At 58.9% G+C, this 20,047-nt stretch carries 16 protein-coding genes; 2 read left to right on the top strand and 14 right to left on the bottom strand.

Annotation, left to right across the window (positions count from 1 at the left end):
• Window positions 1–527 precede the first annotated feature (527 nt).
• Entirely contained in the window at window positions 528–2,564 is a 2,037-nt protein-coding gene (locus ACOIX3_RS10140; RefSeq protein ID WP_420969602.1) for a secretin N-terminal domain-containing protein, read from the bottom strand.
• Between the two features lie 333 nt (window positions 2,565–2,897).
• The gene (locus ACOIX3_RS10135) at window positions 2,898–3,197 is read right to left on the bottom strand and encodes a recombinase family protein (RefSeq protein ID WP_420971703.1); all 300 of its coding nucleotides are present in this window, start codon (window positions 3,195–3,197) and stop codon (window positions 2,898–2,900) included.
• Window positions 3,198–3,778: 581 nt separating this feature from the next.
• Between ACOIX3_RS10135 and ACOIX3_RS10130 the strand changes: the two genes are divergently transcribed.
• Window positions 3,779–4,965, top strand: a protein-coding gene (locus ACOIX3_RS10130; RefSeq protein WP_420969330.1) for an IS3 family transposase whose coding sequence is annotated in 2 segments (ribosomal slippage) — window positions 3,779–4,031 and window positions 4,031–4,965 — 1,188 coding nt in all. Because the reading frame shifts where the segments join, the coding sequence is not laid out codon by codon here.
• Window positions 4,966–5,157: 192 nt separating this feature from the next.
• On the opposite strand, the gene ACOIX3_RS10125 is transcribed toward ACOIX3_RS10130, so the two are convergent.
• The 12 genes from ACOIX3_RS10125 to ACOIX3_RS10070 form a co-directional block, all read right to left on the bottom strand.
• On the bottom strand, window positions 5,158–5,472 hold the full coding sequence (locus tag ACOIX3_RS10125; RefSeq protein ID WP_420969600.1) for an IS4 family transposase DNA-binding protein: 315 nt from the start codon (window positions 5,470–5,472) through the stop codon (window positions 5,158–5,160).
• Window positions 5,473–5,873: 401 nt separating this feature from the next.
• On the bottom strand, window positions 5,874–6,809 hold the full coding sequence (locus tag ACOIX3_RS10120; protein WP_420969599.1) for a LysR family transcriptional regulator: 936 nt from the start codon (window positions 6,807–6,809) through the stop codon (window positions 5,874–5,876).
• A gap of 110 nt (window positions 6,810–6,919) precedes the next feature.
• Entirely contained in the window at window positions 6,920–7,138 is a 219-nt protein-coding gene (locus ACOIX3_RS10115) for an EscF/YscF/HrpA family type III secretion system needle major subunit (RefSeq protein WP_420969598.1), read from the bottom strand.
• Window positions 7,139–7,170: 32 nt separating this feature from the next.
• On the bottom strand, window positions 7,171–7,395 hold the full coding sequence (locus ACOIX3_RS10110) for an EscE/YscE/SsaE family type III secretion system needle protein co-chaperone (protein ID WP_420969597.1): 225 nt from the start codon (window positions 7,393–7,395) through the stop codon (window positions 7,171–7,173).
• 14 nt (window positions 7,396–7,409) lie between these two features.
• A complete protein-coding gene (locus ACOIX3_RS10105) occupies window positions 7,410–8,780 on the bottom strand; it encodes an FHA domain-containing protein (protein ID WP_420969596.1) in 1,371 nt (456 codons plus the stop codon).
• 5 nt (window positions 8,781–8,785) lie between these two features.
• On the bottom strand, window positions 8,786–10,879 hold the full coding sequence (sctV, locus tag ACOIX3_RS10100) for a type III secretion system export apparatus subunit SctV (RefSeq protein WP_420969595.1): 2,094 nt from the start codon (window positions 10,877–10,879) through the stop codon (window positions 8,786–8,788).
• A gap of 496 nt (window positions 10,880–11,375) precedes the next feature.
• Entirely contained in the window at window positions 11,376–11,894 is a 519-nt protein-coding gene (sctO, locus tag ACOIX3_RS10095; protein ID WP_420969594.1) for a type III secretion system stalk subunit SctO, read from the bottom strand.
• Window positions 11,882–13,255: a type III secretion system ATPase SctN gene (gene sctN / locus ACOIX3_RS10090; protein ID WP_420969593.1), complete on the bottom strand. Its 1,374-nt coding sequence runs from the start codon at window positions 13,253–13,255 to the stop codon at window positions 11,882–11,884. Before sctN ends, sctO begins: the two co-directional genes overlap by 13 nt.
• Window positions 13,255–13,878: a FliH/SctL family protein gene (locus ACOIX3_RS10085; RefSeq protein ID WP_420969592.1), complete on the bottom strand. Its 624-nt coding sequence runs from the start codon at window positions 13,876–13,878 to the stop codon at window positions 13,255–13,257. The genes sctN and ACOIX3_RS10085 overlap by 1 nt, the downstream gene beginning before the upstream one ends.
• Window positions 13,857–14,489 carry a hypothetical protein gene (locus ACOIX3_RS10080; protein WP_420969591.1) on the bottom strand — a complete coding sequence of 211 codons (633 nt, stop codon included), beginning with the start codon at window positions 14,487–14,489 and terminating at the stop codon, window positions 13,857–13,859. Before ACOIX3_RS10080 ends, ACOIX3_RS10085 begins: the two co-directional genes overlap by 22 nt.
• 87 nt (window positions 14,490–14,576) lie before the next feature.
• Entirely contained in the window at window positions 14,577–15,362 is a 786-nt protein-coding gene (sctJ, locus tag ACOIX3_RS10075) for a type III secretion system inner membrane ring lipoprotein SctJ (RefSeq protein ID WP_420969590.1), read from the bottom strand.
• A complete protein-coding gene (locus ACOIX3_RS10070) occupies window positions 15,359–15,790 on the bottom strand; it encodes an EscI/YscI/HrpB family type III secretion system inner rod protein (protein ID WP_420969589.1) in 432 nt (143 codons plus the stop codon). The genes sctJ and ACOIX3_RS10070 overlap by 4 nt, the downstream gene beginning before the upstream one ends.
• 2,086 nt (window positions 15,791–17,876) lie before the next feature.
• Between ACOIX3_RS10070 and ACOIX3_RS10065 the strand changes: the two genes are divergently transcribed.
• Window positions 17,877–19,469: a hypothetical protein gene (locus tag ACOIX3_RS10065; RefSeq protein ID WP_420969588.1), complete on the top strand. Its 1,593-nt coding sequence runs from the start codon at window positions 17,877–17,879 to the stop codon at window positions 19,467–19,469.
• Window positions 19,470–20,047: the final 578 nt, after the last annotated feature.

The raw sequence follows: 20,047 nt of genomic DNA, 5'->3' as shown, positions 1-20,047 counted from the left end.
TGCTTCAGGTCGGCCGGAAGCAAATACAATTTCAATATTGGTCCAGCTGATCGCGTTATACCTGCATTGAAAGGGGGCGGGTTTTTAGGACCAGGGTCTAAATTGGAGATCGGCCGCTCCGTTCATAGACCGAGCGAACCGAGACGAAGACGAGACGCAAGATTGACGCTGCCTTCAAGGCTAAGATTGCCTGTAGGCGGTGCGGGAAAAGGAGATGTTGCCAATCTGGCCGAGCGCTACGAGGTCCACCCAACCAGATTCACTCCTGGAAGAATCAGCCCGTGGGCGAACGCAAGTCGATACCGTGGCCTGGCTGCGTTCCGCCAACGCCCCCTCGCGAGCGTTCTACATCTGTGCTCGCGTTCGGATGTAGCCGTCATATCGCCCGGTGACATCATGGCGATCTCGGACGTCGCTCACGCCGCGCAAGCGCGCACGGCCATCCGCTCAAGATGACCTAACCAGGAGGCGTCAGCGGATGTGTTCTCTGATCAAGCCCGGCGTTTCGATCGGGAGACTGCTTCACTCTACCTATCAATCGAGTCCGCCTCGCATGACGCCCTCGAGCAGGGTGGTATTGGGGTCTCAGGAAACGTTCTGGGTACCGAAAGGGAGCCGGTGACAGCCGGAATGGCCAGCTCTCGCGGATGGTTCGCAGCTTTCTCGCGCTTCGGTGGGGCAGCGCCTCGTTGCGGTCGGGGCGTTAGTTGGCGGCCCAGCTCGGGCGCGAGTGATTCGAACTTCGCCCGCAGTTCGTCAGTCAGGGCGCCGGCCTCTGCGTCACCTTGAAGTACCAGAGGATTGAGTAACACCAGGAGCTCCGTTCGCTCTTGAGTCTTTTCTGTGCGGCGGAATGCGGCTCCTAACAGCGGAATGTTCATCAGCAAAGGAAGCCCAGAATCGGCGCGAGAAGCGCTATCCTGCATCAACCCACCAATTGCTATCGTATCTCCGTTTCGTGTCGATACGGTGCTTTGGAGGCGGCGCAGCGAAATGACAGGCGACTGGACATTGGTAAGCCTGTTCTTGTTCGCGGTGCTGACCTCCTGAAAAGTGTCGAGCGTGACACTACCGCCAGCGCCTATTCTGGGTGTAACGGCCAAAATTACTCCTGTGTCACGCAACTCGACGTTGCTGATGATCGGCGAGCTCTCACTTGCTGGGGATTGGGATGTTCGCGATAAGACAGGGACCTGCTCGCCCACCTGGATCGTCGCAGGCTGATTGTCGAGCGCGAGAATGCGTGGCGCGGATACAACCTTAACGTCTGCCACCTCACTGAGCGCGTGCAGCACAACGTTGGCATTTGTCCCGGGAAACACATAGGACAAGCCACCTTTTGGAACGGCACCCAAGGCATGCGAGGATAGAAGATAGTCTACTCCGTATCCCAGGCCATCGTCTAACCGGACCTCCGCGACGATTGCCTGGATGAGAACTTGACGAGGCTTTACGTCAAGACGACGGATTGCGGCATCGATGATCTTGGCATCGTGCGGCGCTGCCAGAATCACAAGCGCGTTTTGGCTGCGATCCGCCTGAATACGCACCGGCGCCGATAAGCCAAGACTGGCCGGGATCACCGCCGCTTCATGCTTCGCTTGTGCCGTCAGCGTGCTCGAGTCGGAGCCTTCGTTCGGCGGGCTGGACTGGTTGGGGAGAAAGTCCGATCGGGTAGCCAGGCTTGCGACCGGGACCTTCCCGGACTCTGCACTGGACTGTGCGGGAGCTGCTGTGATGGCCGGCTCGGCGCCGAAGATTTGCGCCAGCACCTGAGCCACTTCCGTAGCTCTTCGATACTTCAGTGGCCGCACTTGAACGTTTGCTGCTGCCTTCGACGTCCTGTCCAGCTTCTCGATTGTCTCACGCGCGTGCTGCAATGCCGCAGGGTCGTCGGCAACTACAAGAATGCCATTCAACCGCTCCAGTGACGCAAATCGAACTCGCGCCGGGCCGTGAGCATTTTGATTGAATAGAAAATTGAGTTCTCTCTCGACTACCGCAGGACTTGCCTGAGCCAATGTATACAGCGCAAAGGACTTGTGAAGCATGCTATCTATGTCCAGTAGGCCTATGAGTTCACGCGCGGAACTAGCGCCTGCGGGCGGCCCGCTGATGGCAATGCCTCGTTGTCCGGGGGCAGGCGTCAAATGCACGTTCTCCTCGACGTTCGGTCGGATTAACTTGATGACATCGACTGGATCGACATAACGAACGGGAATCACCTGAACATCGCCCCGCCCTCCGCCGGCGAGGTCAGCCAAGCGCGCCACCCTAACTCCTCGGTCAACTGCCGCTAGGCCGTAGCCATGCCTTCCCAGCACTTCGTCCAACAGCCGCGGAACGTCGCTCGCCGGAACCTTGCCAGAAGTCCGGAGCGTTAGCTTTCCCTCTACGACGGGATCGATCACAACAGGCATGGCCAGGATATTGCTGAAGACGTCATTCACAACCCGCCGAATATCGGCATTGACGTAGTCCAGACTCACGCGCGTGCTATTGGCGATGACCGGTAGCCGCCGCTCCGAGTTTTCGGCAGGCTGGATCGACGGCTGGGTCAGCATTTCAAAGCCCCCTGCTTGCGATGCCTGCTCCGAGAGTGTGTGTTCGGACACGTGCCGAAGGCCGCTCGGCGAGTTCAGTAGAACACTGCGCTCAGAGGTTGAGCCGGAGCCTGCGCATCCGGTGAGGAGTAGACAAAAAAACGTGAGTAACGTTGGGCGCAAAGAGGGGCACACTCGCGGAAGATATGCGTTCATTCATTGTTTCCATGCACCAGCGCGAAACCATCCTCTCAAGCTTTGTCAGCGCGAGCGATCTTTGCCGCCTAGCGCGCCCGGCGGCGAAAACTACGTCGAGGATAGGACTGATAGCACCCTTGATGATTCCTCCGAGTGTCAGTATCGGAGAACCGCCGAGCTGCAAATTATTCCGTCGATATGGGTGCATAACCAGAACTGATGGGGCTGCGAGTGCTGACGCAACAGATCCGTCTCGTACTCGTTGAGGCTATCCTTGAGCCCGAGCGGCAGACGGTCGCCGGGCCTTGGCGCGTAGATGGTCTCCTGGTTGACCAGAACGGTAACCACCACGCGGCACATCTCGATGAGCTGCTGCCAATCCCGGCTGCTGCGGGTGAAGCGCGAGAGCTCGCGGGCGCAAACCGCACCGACCTTGCCAAGGCAAACCTCCGCTATGGAAGACTTCGATCTTCCACCTCAACGCGTACCATTCTATCTTGTTGATGACGTCCTCGCGCGATCGGACCCGGAGATTGGTGAGGAGCTTCCACTCTATTGTCTTTCGCCGCTTCGGCCTTCCCCGCTCTTGAGCATGGATCACGGTCAGAGTGAGTGCGGGATATTTCGTCTGTTTGCCGATCGGCGGCAGGACGCGTATCTTGCGATACGTGATCTCAAGAACGGCGTCGTCGGATCGCCTCTGTCATCCTTGACCTTGATCCGATGTAGACCGTCGATCGTAACGTCCATTCGTCGGCAATCGTATGATTGCCGTTCCCGGCAAGCCGATCAAGACAGGTTCGCACCCGGATGCGCAACCTCCTCGGCCAGGACAGCCATAGATTTCGTTCTCGCGATCACCACTATAATGCATCGCCCAGGGCAGCGAGAACGTCGGTCGATTGCCGTAAATTCTCGAGCCAGCGGATGCTCTCCTTCTTCTCGATCGGCACCCCTGTCGGATTGATCTTCCGTGACCTGCCCCTGAGAATTTCCTCCAGAAGGAGTTAGAGTCCGGCCTGACGAAGGACGGACAGATGAAGCGAGCAAGGTTCACGGAAGAGCAGATCATTGCGGTGTTGAAGGAGCACGAGGCTGGAGCGAAGACGGCTGATCTTGCGCGGAAGCACGGGATCTCTGAAGCGACGTTTTACAATTGGAAGTCCAAATACGGCGGGATGGACGTCTCCGAGGCCAGGCGGCTGAAGGCGCTGGAAGATGAGAACGCCAAACTGAAGAAGCTCTTGGCCGAGCAGATGCTCGATGCGGCAGCGCTCCGGGAGCTGTTGTCAAAAAAATGGTAGGGCCCGTCGCCAAGCGCGCAGGGGTCGCGCACCTGAAAGCCGTCATGGGCCTTTCGGAACGGCGGGCCTGCTTGATCGTCGGTGCGGATCGGAAGGCGGTCCGCTACCGTTCCCGCCGTCGTCCGGACACGGAGCTTCGTGGGCGGCTTCGCGAGCTTGCCAATGAGCGCCGCCGGTTCGGCTACCGTCGGCTGTTCATCCTGCTACGGCGGGAGGGCGAGCCGTCAGGGATCAACCGCATCCACCGGCTTTATCGGGAGGAAGGGCTGGCCGTGCGCAAGCGACGCGCCCGCCGCAAGGCGGTTGGCGTCCGGGTGCCGATCCTTCTGGAAGCGAGGCCGAACGCGCGCTGGTCGCTCGACTTCGTTTATGACCAGTTTGCCAACGGACGACGCTTCCGCGTCCTTAACATCGTCGACGACGTGACCAAGGAGTGTCTGGGCGCAATCCCAGACACCTCGATCTCGGGGCGACGGGTGGCGCGGGAGCTGACGACGATCGTCGCGCGGCGCGGTAAACCGGGCTCGATTGTCTCCGACAACGGCACCGAGTTCACCTGCAATGCGATGCTGGTCTGGTGCAAGGAGACTGGCATCGACTGGCACTTCATTGCGCCAGGCAAACCGATCCAGAATGCCTTTGTGGAGAGCTTCAACGGCCGCATGCGCGATGAATTCTTGAACGAGACGCTGTTCTTCGACCTCGACGATGCCCGATCGAAGGTCGCCGCATGGATCGCCGACTACAATGGGGAGCGACCGCACTCCTCGCTGAAATACCAGACCCCCGCGGCCTACGCCGCCACATTCACCGCAACGGGCGATCGGCTGCGCAACCCCGACCAGCTCCGCCGATCGCCCGTTGCTCCACCCGCGCCACTCGGCGTACAAAACCCCGAGACTCTAACCGCCGCTGGATGAAAGTTCGGTGGCAGGTCATCCGCATCAGCGCGGTCGTCCCTTGAACTTTTGTGGGTCCAGAGCTTGATTGCTGACAGTCCGAGCGGAAGCCCCTCGGTCGTCGCGGCGAGACCCGAACGCATCAAGATGCCGCACTGCGTGCGTCCTGCTGTCTTGCCCGTAAAAGGCAATCGGATCCGGCTTCTCGCTCTTTCAACTGAATTCGGTCGTGTCATTGAGGACGAGGATCGGTCCCTCCGTCGCCGTTACGCGCCCATGCGTCGGCTCGAAATGACCGCAGAGAATATCCGCCTCGTTGACCTGTTCGTTGAAGAAGAGGCGATAGGCGGCCTTGGTATTGGCCCAATCCTGACAAACCTGAGGGATGCTTTGTCCCATATCGCTCTCGATTTGTGCGAGCAATTTGCAGAACCAGCGACCAAGCCGCTCATCCTCAAACTCGCATCCCGGAGCTTTTGAACTTCCCGTCGTCAATCGCTGAGCACGCGCCCCCGCGGGTTCCTTCACCAAACCCATCCAGCCCCCGCGCTTCCGAATCAGGCACTCAACAACGAATCACAACAGATTCTGCCGATTCAAGATTTCGTCCGCGGCGGCTCGCTCAAATCCGACGTCAAATGTAGGAAATGGAAAGCTCAACTTGGCGCTTAGACTTTACGGCACGCGCTCGGTATGCTGCGATAGCAACGCGCCGAGCGATGAGCAGATCGCCTTCGTATCTGACGAGATCGCCACCGAAGTAGCGGCCGCTGCGGACGGACACGCGGCGCAACACCTCGTCCTCGACTTGCAAGGCGTCATGCGGATCGAAGAACTCGCTTCCCTCGCTCGTTTGCCGGATGGGGATCGAGCGTGTCTCTTCGCGCAGGGGCGGGGGTTCATACCAGTGTCCCTCGAAGCCCCCGCTATCACAATGAGCTTTCCTTCTCTCCATCATTTTTCCGAAGCGCAAGTTCAACGTGGGTTGTCAAGAGATCGCCTACCGCCTTTGCCGCGAAGGCGAGCGGAGTGGTGCCGGAAGAGATCAGGCATGCTGTCACATGGATCGGCGGGTCTATGGCAATCAGCCTCAGATCGCCATGTCCCGGTATGTCCGAGAAGACGATCTTCGGAACGATTACGTTGCCAATACCAGCATTGACCAGGGAGAGCGCACTGGCGAACGTATCGACCTCCGCGACGCAGTTAGGACTCAAACCGGCCCCTTGGAACGCGCGGTCCAGCACGCTGCGAACTGTGTTGGGTCGTGTCGGCAGCACAAGAGGAACGTGAGCCAGCTGCTCGAGCGAAATGGAATGCGCAACATCGTCGACAAGTAGAGGTCCAACGAGCGATAGTGGCTGGTGAAACAGCGGCTGTCGAGTAAGGCCTTGAATAGGCTCATCTTCCAGAAGGAAGCAGAGATCGATCGCGCGTGATGCGATAAGCGATCTCATGCGCAGAATGTCACCGGCTACCAGACGGAGATGCACTTTCGGTAGGATTACCCGGCAAGCTTCTATAAAATTGCAAGCCCAGCACACCGTAAACCCCGACGACATGCCTAGCCTCACCAGGCCTTCCGGTTCTCGTGCCACCGACCGGACCACGCGGCCCAGTTGTTCCACCTGCTGAACGATCGATGCCGCCTCACGATAGAAGACTTCGCCCGCGGCGGTCGGACGAATGCCGCGGGCACCGCGCTGGAGCAGTGCGACGCCAAACTCGGCTTCAAGGGCAGTCATTTGCTGACTGAGGGCGGGCTGCGCCACGTTCAGCATGCCCGCCGCTCCCGTAAAGCTACCGGCATCCACGATGCCCAAGAAATAGCGGAGATGACGAAGTTGCAGGAAGTTAGGTGACATCAGTCGCGGTCGATTTCGCTTGGTCGATTCAGGCCTGATCAGGATATCCGGACTTGCTCATCCGCCTGGATATCCTGCCGGCAGCCGACGATCAAACCGACCGATGGAGATCAGGCAATGTTCCGGATGATACCATTGAGTGCTTCGTGAAGCGTCTTGATCATGGTGGAATTCAAGTTCAGCAGTGTCGTGTGCGTGCTCATTGAGAGCTGAAACCGAAGCTGATCCATGGTGTCGTCTGGATTCATGGTCACCATACGTTCTCTCACATTGCGTTCTGATTGGGCTACGGATCGACCAATAGAGCTGGTTATACTGCTGACGTCCATTTCACCTCTCATTACTCAGCGAACTATTTCACTCAGCGAACTATTTCGCGATGATGCCGTATCCATGTAGCATCAACGACTTCGGTCGCGCAATCTATTGCATCAAGCAGCGCCTGCAGTGCTTCGAATTGCCGCGTTGTGACGCCGCTATCAATGTCACGTTTGAGAGACTGCCTCCAATCCTGGAGATCTCTACTGATGGCAGCTCTGTTAGAGCCATCAGCATCATTTAGCAGCTGTTTCTCCAGCTCAAGCACGATGGAATCCCCACTCACCCTTGATCTTCCTCCGTCAACCACTCTGGCTTGCTTGGATAGGGCATGCGCACGTTCGATTCTCCGACATGTACGACGAGTCCGTCGTGGTCGATGGCAGTAATCTTGCCGACGTGATCGATGCTGTCGCCCACTTTCAACTGCGCGCCGTTTTCGACGACGACGAAAGGCGTGCGGCCCAGGTGCACACCTCTCACCGAAGGCAAGACTATCAGCTCGCACCGCGACTCCAGCCGGATATAGGGCTTGAATCTTTTCTCGAACCGAGCGGCAACGTCCTTCCACTCATCATATGTAACCGAGGTCAACGCTCCAGAAACGGATACGACATCGGGCCTCGCGGTGATGCGGATGGACCGGCGGAGTTCGGCGGATGCCGTCGCCAGCAGGAAGGCGCGGGCGCGATCCGGTGTTGCCACTTGATCATTGGTCTTATGCACGCCCGGGATATCCTGCTGCAGACGACGAAGGGCCGCTTCTACCTTGGCATTGATCCGGCCGTACCCTATCACTGTGAGTTCACCTGCACCTTCTACTCGAACGCTACCGTCGATATCAAACGCGTGTAAGATCGTAGCTGCGAGGTCGATCAGCCTTGCGTGAGATAAGGTGGCACCGGCCGTTCGCTTTGCTGTCAGGTCAGCCCCCGTCCTGGGGTCTTGCCAGCCAACCAGGCTCTTATTGGTATTCTCTGCAGGCTCCAAGTCGCTTGCCAACTTGCCAGCAGTCAATGGGATATCGACATTGGGAGCAATGTCCAACTCGCGAGGACTAGCCGTTTCCGTCTCGATCGGGTGAGTACCCGGAGCAGCAGAAAGAGCCCAAGAGTGAAGCCGTTCCATCCCTGCATAAGCGCCACATATTATGATCAGGAGGCCACAAACCACTTCCCCCAGCCGCAGTCGCGGCGGTATCGAGCTCACCGCGAAACGTGTTCGTCCGCTGTCTAAGGCCAATAACTCTGTCGCATCTGGAAGCAGCTTGCTTGCATCCAACCCTTGGCGCTCAAGTACGGAGTCCTCCTCGGGAAAGCCGGACCCGACCGGGCTTAGGCTAAAGATCGTGCGGCCAACACGAACCGGAGTGAACGGATCGAGGATCGTTGGGCTGTTTGTGGCGCATTCCCTCCCGGCGATAAACACGCCCGATGCTAACGCCGTGATCCCGATTTTCCCCGCCTCGATGGCGACGCGAATATGCGAACCGACGAGTTCCGGATCGCGGAAGGTGAGGTCATCCGTATCGTGGCTACCGATGAGCCACGTTCCCTCGCCCAGCCATGTCTCCGCGCCTAAGTTCGCCCCGGACAACACGCGTAAGGCCAGCTTGGCCTGATCACCAGTCAGAACGTCTTCTTCCTTTGGCATGTTCGTCACTGCAGCGCAATTCGTGCCAGGGGCTGCACGGAGATGTCAGGAGTAAGCTCCTGATAGGAGAGCACGGGGATCTCATACAAATCGACCTCGATAATCTTGCGCAAATATCGGCGGATGTCGATCGCGGTAAGTAGCACGGGCTTGTACGGCAAGGCTTCAAGGCTACCGACTGCATATTTTATCTCGTCAACGATCTGCCGTGCGGTACGCGGATCGAGAGCGAGATAGCTTCCGCCAGACGTCTGCCGAATTGCCTTGCGCACTGTGTCTTCCACGTCTGGCGTCAAAATGTAGGCGGGCAACAGATTCGTACCGGCACAATGCTGAAAGCAGATCTGCCTCTTGAGCGCGCCACGCACATACTCGGTTAGTAGGATCGTGTCCTTCTCGCTTTGTCCCCATTGGACCAATGTGTTGAGGATGGCACGCATGTTTCGCAGTGAAACCTCCTCAGAAACGAGCCGCTTAAGCACCTCCGCGATCTTCTGCAGAGGGATCAAGCGCGACGCCTCCTTCACGAGTTCCGGAAAGGATCCCTCCATCTGCTGCAAAAGCGCTTTCGTTTCCTGGATACCGATGAACTCATCGGCGTGCCGTCGCACGATTTGACCAACATGGTAGGAAAGGATCTGATCTGGTTCCAGATATGGGATGCCTGCAGCTCGCAGCGACTCCAGATGCACGACATCGACCCAGACGGTCTCGATTCGAGGCAAGAAGGACTCTCCCGTGACGTATGGAATGTCCACCATGTCGAGGTCTTCGGGAGTGTCACGCACCAGGATATGTTGAGACCGTAATCGTCCTGCACCGTATGGAACTTCATTTAGCCTAATAGTATACTCGCCCATATTTGAATTGTCGTTCACCCGAACATTGATCACTGGAACCGGAACGCCAAGATCGAGCATCAGCGTCTCCCGCATAGTCGCCAACGTTTTATCGAGCACGTCCAGCTGAATCATCGCCTCGATATCGCGGTCAATGTCGATCATCAGTGGTACAGTAAGCACGATGTCATTACTGCCTGCGTTGTTTCCCTCCGATGCTTCAGTCGAACTCGTCGAGTAAGCTCCGCCGCTGAGTGGGTGGCTATGCGAGTCCGTGCGCGACAGCTGCCCACGGCGCTGCAGCAGCCACCCGGCCCCACCGACGGCAACCGCCAAAACTATAAAGATTACCGTTGGAAAGCCGGGCACCAAGGAGAACAAGGCGAGCATGAATGCGCCAACAATGAGCGCGCGTGGTTGCGCACTCAGTTCGTTACCGATCGTATTGCCGAGGTCTGCGCTGTTGTCTTCGGAGCTCACTCGCGTGACGATAAAACCCGCGGTGATCGAGGTGAACAGCGCCGGAATCTGGCTGACAAGACCATCGCCAATGGTCAGGATCGCATAGACCTCAAGCGCCTCCGAGAATCCCATTCCCCTTTGGAGTGAGCCAATCGTGATCCCGCCTATGATGTTCACGACAATACTGATTAAGCTCGCGATCGCGTCCCCTTTGAGGAACTTCATGGCGCCGTCCAGAGCACCGTACAACTGACTCTCGCGCTCGATGGCAAGACGACGCCTACGAGCCTCTCGCATGTCGATGCTGCCTGCCCGCAAGTCGCCATCGACGCTCATTTGCTTTCCCGGCATGGAATCCAGAGAAAAACGTGCAGCGACCTCGGCAACGCGCTCTGATCCTTTGGTGATGACGACAAATTGTACAATTGTCATGATCAAGAAGGTGACCGCGCCCACGACGAGATTGCCGGCTACGACAAAGTTACCGAAGGTCCTGACGATCTGGCCTGCGTCCGCATGAAGCAAGATGGTGCGAGTTGCCGCAATGCCAAGCGCCAACCGAAACAGCGTTGCCAGCAAAAGCACCGATGGAAATGAGACGAATGCGAGCGGCGATTTGATGTAGACTGCCACCATAAGCAGGAGCGCTGCGATTCCCAGGTTGACTGCTTGCAGCACATCCATAAGAACTGATGGAAGTGGAATAATCATCATGAAAACGATCATGATCAGCAACATCACCAGAACAATGTCATTGCGGCCGGTCGCGATAGTCAGGAGTTTTTCGAGCGACTTCATCTGATCAACCTGCGCGGCTTACCCTGTGAAATGCCGCCCATGGCCAAAGGCGCGACTCGCTGCTGATGAGCGCTCGCCTCGACCCTGAGGTAGACTGCCGGCAAGCCTCCACCAAGACCCTCCATGATACGAAATTTGACCGATTTCCTATTAGCTATGTCCGAAGCCACCCACCTCGGACCGGATGCAACAGTCACTGTCATGCCTTCTCGATTGCGAGATGCGGTCTCGCGGTTTCAGCCTAGGCGGTCGGCACACGCAATTGTCTTACACTCGACGGGTCGAGACGCAACATTGCCGCTATCCGTGCACACCTGATATCCGCGATGCATTCGGATTTGGACGTCAAGTGGGACGACCGGCATCGAGCGCGTCACCATCGGAGCAAATCGCACGATCGGCATCGACATAGACCGCGGGGTTGGATGCATAGATGACAGCGGCCGTTAGACTCGCCTTATCCGACGTCCAACCGACGCTGCCCTAATCTCCTCCCTTAGCCTTCGCGTCCGTGCAGTTCTGCGAACTCCAAAGCCGGCCCGGCTCGCGACGTGTTCACACCCAGCCTGTTTTCGGCAACCTCCTCCGGCCTCTTCATCGAAGCGTCGTGCAAGGCGCGCACTAAATGTTCGCACTTATCGAATTGCTTGCCTGTTTGACGTACGATGTTGCACGCCTCGTCGCGCGCCCGCCGGGCCTGATCGGCTTGCGCGACTGCCTGCTCAAGGTCCTTTTCGAGCAGCTGATCGCGATTGTGCAGCGAGATCATCTTCGCCTTCAGACTTACAAGAGCGCCGATCGCGACAGTTTCTCCGATCACGGAATCGTACAGAGCGGCTTCAAGCCGAAGACGCTCTTGCCGCCACGTGCGGTGATTGTTGACGGCGGCATCCACAGCGGCGACAGCGTCCTCAAGCGCACGCTGTCGCGCTCGGAGAACATCTTGCTGACGATGATACCGAAGTTTCCGCAGCTCGAGGAGACGCGGTGCGGCGCCTGAGATCATCCCAGGCATGCTTCAAGCTCCTGAAGCGTTGCCTCGAAGCCGATCTGCTCACTTGCCGACTGTCGCAGGAAACTCTGTATATCGCCCCTTCTAGCGATCGCCTCATCCGCGAGTGCGTCGGTTCCTTTCTTGTATTCACCCACGCGAATCAAAAGTTCGACCTCTTGGTATTTCGCCATCAGCTCCCGGAGTCTCCGCGCCATGCTTTCATGCTGCGGAGTCACGATCATGCTCATGACGCGGCTGACGCTCGCAAGAATGTCGATGGGCGGATAGTGGTTCGACATCGCTAAAGCACGCGAGAGCACAATGTGACCATCAAGGATCGAACGAGTTTCGTCCGCGACGGGTTCGGTCATGTCATCTCCCTCGACGAGCACGGTAAAGAACGCCGTGATCGATCCACGATCATTGTTGCCCGCACGTTCCAACAGTTGCGGCAGTGTCGCGAACACTGATGGCGGGAAACCATGCCGGGTGGGCGGCTCACCCGCCGCGAGGCCGATCTCCCTGTGCGCCCGCGCAAAACGCGTTACCGAATCCATGAGAAGCAGGACGCGTTTGCCTTGATCGCGGAACCATTCAGCTATTGCCGTGGCCACATAGGCCGCCTTCGCGCGCTCCATGGCAGGTCGGTCGGACGTCGCCACGACAAAAACCGCTTTGGCTCGTGATCTCGAGCCTAGGTGTTTGATGAACTCTTTCACCTCGCGTCCGCGCTCGCCGATCAGCGCTATCACTACGACGTCGACCTGTGCGCCCTGCACGAGCATCGACAGCAGCGTGCTCTTACCAGCACCTGCCGCGGCAAAGATGCCCACGCGCTGCCCCTCCCCGCACGCCAGCAGAGCATCGATCGCGCGTACGCCGACCGGAAGAACCCGGCCTATGCTTCGCCGGGTCAACGGATTCGGAGCGCTGCTATGAACCGGCACGCGGGTTTCCGTAACCATGGGTCCGTGAGTGGTTGCGTCGAGAGGACGGCCAAGGCCATCAAGTACTCGACCGAGCAAGTTCCAGCCGGCCGGCACCAGCAGAGGCTCTCTCGTCGGAATCACCTCCGTGAGGGTAGAAAGTCCGCACATTTCCCCGAGCGGCGTCAGAACGGCAACGTCGCGCTGAACACCTACGACCTCGGCAGAGAGTTCACGGTCGCTTTTGGGATCGCGGAGTGCGCACAAATCCCCGATACGCACGCCAGGCGCCGTCGCACGGATGATTGATCCAACGACTTGAAGGACCCGGCCACGGACATTCATCGTCGGCGTTTGCTCAACCGCCCTGCTCGCGCGCCGGAAGAACCGGTCGATGCTTTCATGGAAACAACCAACGGGAACCACTTCCTTTGACGGCTCGGCTGGCTCCGACATCACTTTGAGGCCTCCAGGGTTTTGCGAAGGCCGCTTTCGATCAAACTTAGTTGGCTTTCGATCGTCGCGTTGACCAGCCCAGCCTCGGTCTCGAGAATACACCCGGCATCATTGATCCGCGGATCAGAAATCACCTCGACGACTGCGCGCGATGTGGCAGCCGGGACTATCTCATCCACCCGCCCGCGAACCGTCTCGACAAGCGACGGCGCTACTCGCAGTCGAACGACAGGGCTGGGGCTCACGACCCGCAGGCCTCGCAACGCTATCTGCACTGTGGTCTCATCCGGCGCTATTGTGTCGATAATCCGGCGCGCGATCTGCAGGCCCAGGTCCACAATCCTTTCCTTGTTTTGCTCCATGACCCGCAGCGACTCTGCGGCGATTGCGGTCAAGCGCTGTTGAATTGTCACTTGCGCTTCTTTCAGGCCAGCCTCTCTGGCGGCGGCTTCGATCCTGCTCGCGGACGCGCGCGCTTCGTCAATGAGCGCGTCCGCATCGCGCCGCGCCTGGGTAAGGAGTTGCTCGGCCTGGAGCAGTGCCTGCGTGCTTGCCGCCGGCAGGATTTGCCCTGGCCCGAGAACGCTCACCGTCTCGGAAGTCAATCGAACCAATGCGACCATAGGGTCATCCTTTTGCGGATCAACCGCCGTATCGCATGAAAGGCATCCTCTCCAGCACTGTCGTTACGACAGGCGTTAGCAGCAACCATCCAGATCAACGCAGGGCTGCGTAATCGCAGTCGTACCTGCAGTGCGTCTGGGATGCACCCCATCGCGAGGCCGAACATCGTCGCTCCGCAGTGGAGCAATTTGGCAGGCTCGGTCGGGAGCTTTGAAGCACCGATAGCCGACATCAGTCCGGCGGTCGGTCGCGGCAGCAGCGCGGCATGGAAAGCGAAGGCGAAGGCGTCTTCTCCGAGGACGGAACGTGCTGCAACAATGTCGGCGTTGCGAAGGTGACCAACAAGACTGGGCACCCCAGTCCAAGCCGCGGCGAGGCTCATGAGGCGCACGGCGTCCGACGCCGGCAAAAACGCGAGCCGGGTCCGCGGCGCGTGGCCAGCGGAGATGATGGCAGACGCCCCCCTACTTTGATCGCGAAGCAGTCGACCTCCAAGCCTCATACGGATGAACGGATCTGCCCGCGCGGGCTCCCGCGGCACCCATTCCGGCCATTCTTTCGCCACACCATCATCGAAGTCGGCGGCCGGATCGGCGATGCAGCGCATCATCGCTCCCGCCCACGGCCTATGAAGCCAGTCATCCGGAATTGCTGCCGATCCTGTCGCGATCATCGCGGGATTGCTCTCTTGCGTCGACTATGGCGCCGCACGATTCGCCGTGCGGCTAACTCGCTTCCACCACACGAGGAAGGCCAGAGCTGCATTGCCAATCAGCGATATCGCTATTGCAGCGACGAGTCCCGCCAGGAGATAAGGCGGAGCGCTGGTCTCGGCGGCGACCGGAGGCGCATCGAGCGGCCGCTCGCTGTTATCGTTTTGAGTTGCCTCGACGAGCGTAACCGAGACCCCATCGTAAGACACGCCCTTCAAGCTATTTGCGACCAACTCCTTGATCTTCGGTACGATCTGATCAACGGCAGTGCCAGCCTTGTAGCGGACCAACACAGCAGCAGTTGAGGGGGAAGGTGGAACGCGATCGTCGATCGTATTTTCGGGCAAGACCGCATGGACGCGGGCACTGAGCACACCGTCGATCCTGGAGAGCGTCTCCGACAATTCCTGCGTGGTGCCATGGATAAAGCGCACACGCTCCTCCGTTGGCGATGACAACATCCCCTCTTTCTTAAAGAGAGTGCCTAAGTCGGAAAGCCGATCACGAGGCAGTCCAGCGCCGCCGAGTACACTCATGGCACGCGGCACGTCCTTCGTCGAAACAACTAGCGCGGCAGCACCGCTATGCTCCGCCACCCGCTCGGCATCAATGCCGTGCCGCATGAGCAACGCGAGCATTTCGTTGGCGTCACGCGCGGGAAGATTGCGATAAAGTTCGATCTTTGCCCCGCACCCGGCCAACGCGAACGTCGCAAAAAGAATCATCGCGCGCATCAACACTAACACCACACTCGCATAACGGTTGTTCACTGACTCTTTAGGAAAGTATCGAGGCTTTGCACGGCCTTCCCAACCACCTTCGACGCGATATCGTATTGCAGCGTCAGGGTTGATAGCGCGAATTGCGCGTTCAGCCATTCAGTCGGACGGAACTCCCCGGCGCCATAGCCTTCCGCGACCCCGGCCGTAACCTTCGCAGCATCGCCGAAAGAGGCGCTCAGTTTCTCCATCCCACTGAGGATATCGTCAGATAACCGGACATGACCAATCAGCCCCTCCTCAGTTGGAGCACGGTCGGTGAACACCGCGAGTTCGTTATTCGGTGACGATAGCACCGGCTGATCGAGCGCTGCACGAAAGGCTTCGACCGAGTCACTCGACGCCCTTGCTCCTACCGGCCTCTCCGGGGCTGGCGACGCCGCCTCAAGTAGCGCCACGATCCCATCAACACCACTCATTAGGCGCTCCTCCTGTATGTACTTTCTCTGCATTACCTAACACCGCAATAAGTCCATCTAGCGCCAGATCCTCGCGAGGAAGACGCCGAAGCACGGCGTCCCGCTCGCTTATGCGTCCAGCAGCCCCAAGAGCCAGCGCTTGAAATGCCATTCCGTAGGGATCATTCGCGCAGGCAAGAGGATCGAGGCGCGCCAACGCCGCCTCAACGTCGTTCGCCGTCAGATCAACGAGCACAGAAGCAATGACAGCCTCCCGACCGCCGGGGGCAACCACATCGACTCCCTTGGCAATCCGCCGCGCCCGCTGCACGTCATTTGTGACACAAGCCAGAAACGCCACCTCGGTCAGAAGTCGCAGGAGACGGAGACGGCTTTCCGGCGTAGCAAATGGGACTAAATGAGACATAACAACGAATTCTCCTTACACCGCTGCATACCCGTGCCATCTGCCAGGCCACAGCGAGGCTTTCACCGGAGAGTTCGACTGCCTGCGGACCATTTGGCTACCGAATCTGACACCGCTGGGCGCGGCGTAAGTATTCGGATGAAGCGTTCTGCCGCCTAGCATGCCGCCGCCAACGATTAACTCCTAGAGCGTTCTAGCCCGCGGCACGTTGGGTTGGAAATACCGTCTGGAGATGGAAGCATAGCGATTGCATATGGACCTAACGCCCGACCAAATGGAAGACTGCGCAAACACAGGGGGTGAGGCTGCGGACAATGCTGACGAGACTGGGCGCGAACGCCTCGCAAAGCCTGACAGGATCAGTCGAAGTCGGGGCAGCCAGAGCAGTCCGTGCCGGGCAGCTTGTGCTTCTACGAGTCTACCGCAGTTGCGTTCTCTTGATCTGGAATCGCGCCGGCCTCGCTACTAGCTGGCCAGGCCTGCGACGAACCTCTGAATGCCGAATATGCTTAGTACCCGGGTGAAGTTATAGCTCAGCAACATCAGGCTCCACTCACCGCGTACCTTGTCAAAGCCACGCAGCAAGAAATGTCCAAAGACGACCTTTGTCACGAGGCTCCGATCCGTCAGTTGCCCTCCGAACCGCTCGTCAGCTACCAGATCAATCGACAACTCTCTGGGTGGAATCTTCCTCCACTGTTGATACGCGCCTTCGGGGCGCACCCCAAAATCCCGCATAGCTCCAGACAGTCTCTCTTAGCGGTCATAGGTCGTGAGTACCGCCTCATAATGAAAATCTATTGGCTCTGGACGCCGTGAACTTTTATCTGTCCTACGCAGTAGAGGAATAGGCGCCGCCGAATGCAGCACCGGTCCGCTCGGATGGCTCCACCGACTCGGGGTCTCTTTGGTGGGTGGGGCGGTCGCTTGGCTACGCTTTTGGTGCGCGCACCGGCTGCTGGGCCGTGCGGCCAGCGCGCTGGTGAAGATCTATCTCATCTAGCTAGGGAGAAATGGTTTGGAGACGAACTATAACGGATTGTTTGATACGGGCGGTTGGATGCACAATTATGACCAGTACGCTGCTATGCGAGAGCAGCAGCAGCAGTGGCAGATGCAACAATCGGACAACATTCCTGCGGATCATGCGAGCGTTGAGCGGCGGCTGACCCGACTACACCTCAGCTCCACTGAGGCGAGTTCGCCCGAGACTCAGTTCGCAGAGGTGCGTGGAAGGCGCTCTGATGTCGGGAGGTCAATGCGGCTGCCACCGCAATCCAATCTGCCGGATAACCGGTTCGGCAGTGCGCGCCACACAGCGCCACGGGAGCGCAGCCTGCGGCGGGGACAGAGCGCGGCAAAAGCCGTGGACTATTTTCGCGCGTTAAATCAGAGCTCGGTAAAGCGTTTGGGGGGCGCGGGAAACGTCGTACGGGCATCAATCCCGAGGACGCGGAGCTTATCGAATGGTTCAAACTCCAAATTATTCGCGACGGGATGACGCAAGGCTCCGCCGAACAATATGCAAGCGCGCTTCGAAGCCTCTCTCGCGCGTCCGTTGCAAGCGGTCGGCCACCATTTTCCGCTCGGCTCCACGAGTCGGCCTTAGATAAAGAGGCCAGTGCGGTTGGTCTCCACGTCGTTGCAGCGTTGAACCAACTCCGCAGGTTAAAGGGGGTGGTGAAGGAGAACGAATCGCTTGGTGCAACGCAGTGGCTGTGGCAGCGTGACGATCATATCCAGGGGGACTACGAGCTCCTGTTGCAGGAGTTGCGACAAAGCAATCCAAACCTCGCCGCCCGGACCCGGAAAGCGTCTGGAGGGCACGGGAAACGTCCTACGGGCATCAATCCCGAGGACGCGGAGCTTATCGAATGGTTCAAACACCAAATTATTCGCGAGGGGGTGACGAAAGTCTCCGCCGGACAATATGCAAGCGCGCTTCGACGCCTCTCTCGCGCGTCCGTTGCAAGCGGTCGGCCACCATTTTCCGCTCGGCTCCACGAGTCGGCCTTAGATCAAGAGGCCAGTGCGGTTGGTCTCCACGTCGTTACAGCGTTGAACCAACTCCGCACGTTAAAGGGGGTGGCAAATATTTCGCCGCAGAGGCGGTCTGACGTTGTCTCGCCGGTTGATCTATCGTCCTCACCGGAGGAGCATCAGGTTGGTGCCTCTCCCCAAGGCCGCAGCGGATTATTGCTTGGTGCAACGGATTGGCTGGGTGACGATCATATCCAGCGGGACTACGAGCTCCTGTTGCAGGAGTTGTGGCAAAGCAATCCAAACCTCGCCGCCCGGACCGGATTGGCCGATCCTCTCATGGCCTTTCAGGTGGGCCAGGGTTCGGACGACGTCGCCCTGAACGCATTCCATACCATTGTCAACGATCGGAATGGCATCGATACGGCCGACTACCTGTTCTTGCCGGTGAATAATGCGAGCACTACGGACCCCAATCGCCGCGGCTCCCATTGGTCGTTTCTGCTGGTGGATCGCACCCATCGCCACGATCCGGTTGCCTATCATTACGACTCCCGCCCCGGATTCAATGCCGGACATGCACGACAGCTCGCACGCCGGTTGGGAGCCGCTTTCCGAAATGGCGGCATGCGCGAACAGGAGAACGGCTTTGATTGCGGCGTCTTTGTCGTGGATGGCACGCGGGCGCTGGTTCAAGGATTAGCGCGAGGCCGGCGGCCAGCCCAACTTTCCCTCTACGACCTCGTCGCCAATCGGGAGCAGCTTCAAATACGTCTGAGCAGTGGGCAAGTGGCGGTTGCGGCGGATCGACCGGGGCCCTCAACACAATTTGTCGACCCGGCGTCGTCGGGCTCGACCTGGGTGCGAGAGTTGCCGACGCCGGACCCAAACTGGGAGCAAGAGTTCCCGCCGCCGTCTTGGGATGAAGGGAATCAAGCGGGCCAGTCTCCCGCCGATAGCGGGAGTACGGCGAACTTCCCGCCGGGACCGGCCTATCCGCCAGCGGAAAGCGACCCACCACCATTTGCGCAAAGCCTCGGGGCAGCGATCTTCGGTGCAACACCGTATATGTCGGGTCCGCCAGAATTAGGAGAATATGTCCCTCAGGGCTGGCAACACCGCGGGCAACAGGCACCGGAACACCTCATGCGCGGAATGCATCGGTATGGCGTGCTGCCGAGCGCGGACCGGCCCCAGACTATCATCATGATCTATCGCGTGCCCTACGCAGCCCATTTGGGACCATCAGGCGAGCGGGGCGACATTTACGTCGTCCCGTTGGTAAACGTCTGAGCGTAACCGGCATGTGAGCCGTTCAATTACCCCGAGCCGGTGACGCGCGAGGTCCTGACGCGCGTCACCGGCCGGCGGCTGCAACCCCGATCGCATCATCGACGATATCCGCGGCCGGCCTTACGAGCTCGTATCCGTCGCAAGCCCTTCAACATCAGTTTCAGATTGCGCCCCCCTCCCGCTCGAGGGCGACGTGAGGAGCGGATCTGATCGATAAGAGATGGAGCTTTAGCAGATCTGCCGGATCATATGGCGGCTGTCCCGCTCCGCTGTGAGCGTTCGGCGTGGCGAAAACCAAGTGTAACCAGATCAAGGTTGGCGATGTAGGCGTCGATTGCCCGCACCGGGTTAGTCGCGTTGACATAGTCCTCGATACGCGGTGGCAGGAAGTTGGTCTGCTCGCGGCATGAACCGCGTTTGAATGCACGAATCGTCGTGCGAAGAATCGCACACCATCGGGCGCCGAGGTCTTGCCCAGTCTCTACCGCGTTGCCCACACGCCCATCTCTGGACGCCCCGATCGATGCAAGAAGAATTTTCCTATTAGGTATTGCGCGTAGTCGGGTGCTGACATCTGT

The organism is Bradyrhizobium sp. B120, from assembly GCF_049075665.1.
GTDB lineage: Bacteria > Pseudomonadota > Alphaproteobacteria > Rhizobiales > Xanthobacteraceae > Bradyrhizobium.
Note: the sequence above shows the minus strand (reverse complement) of the source record. Positions and strands in the feature narration are given on the sequence as shown.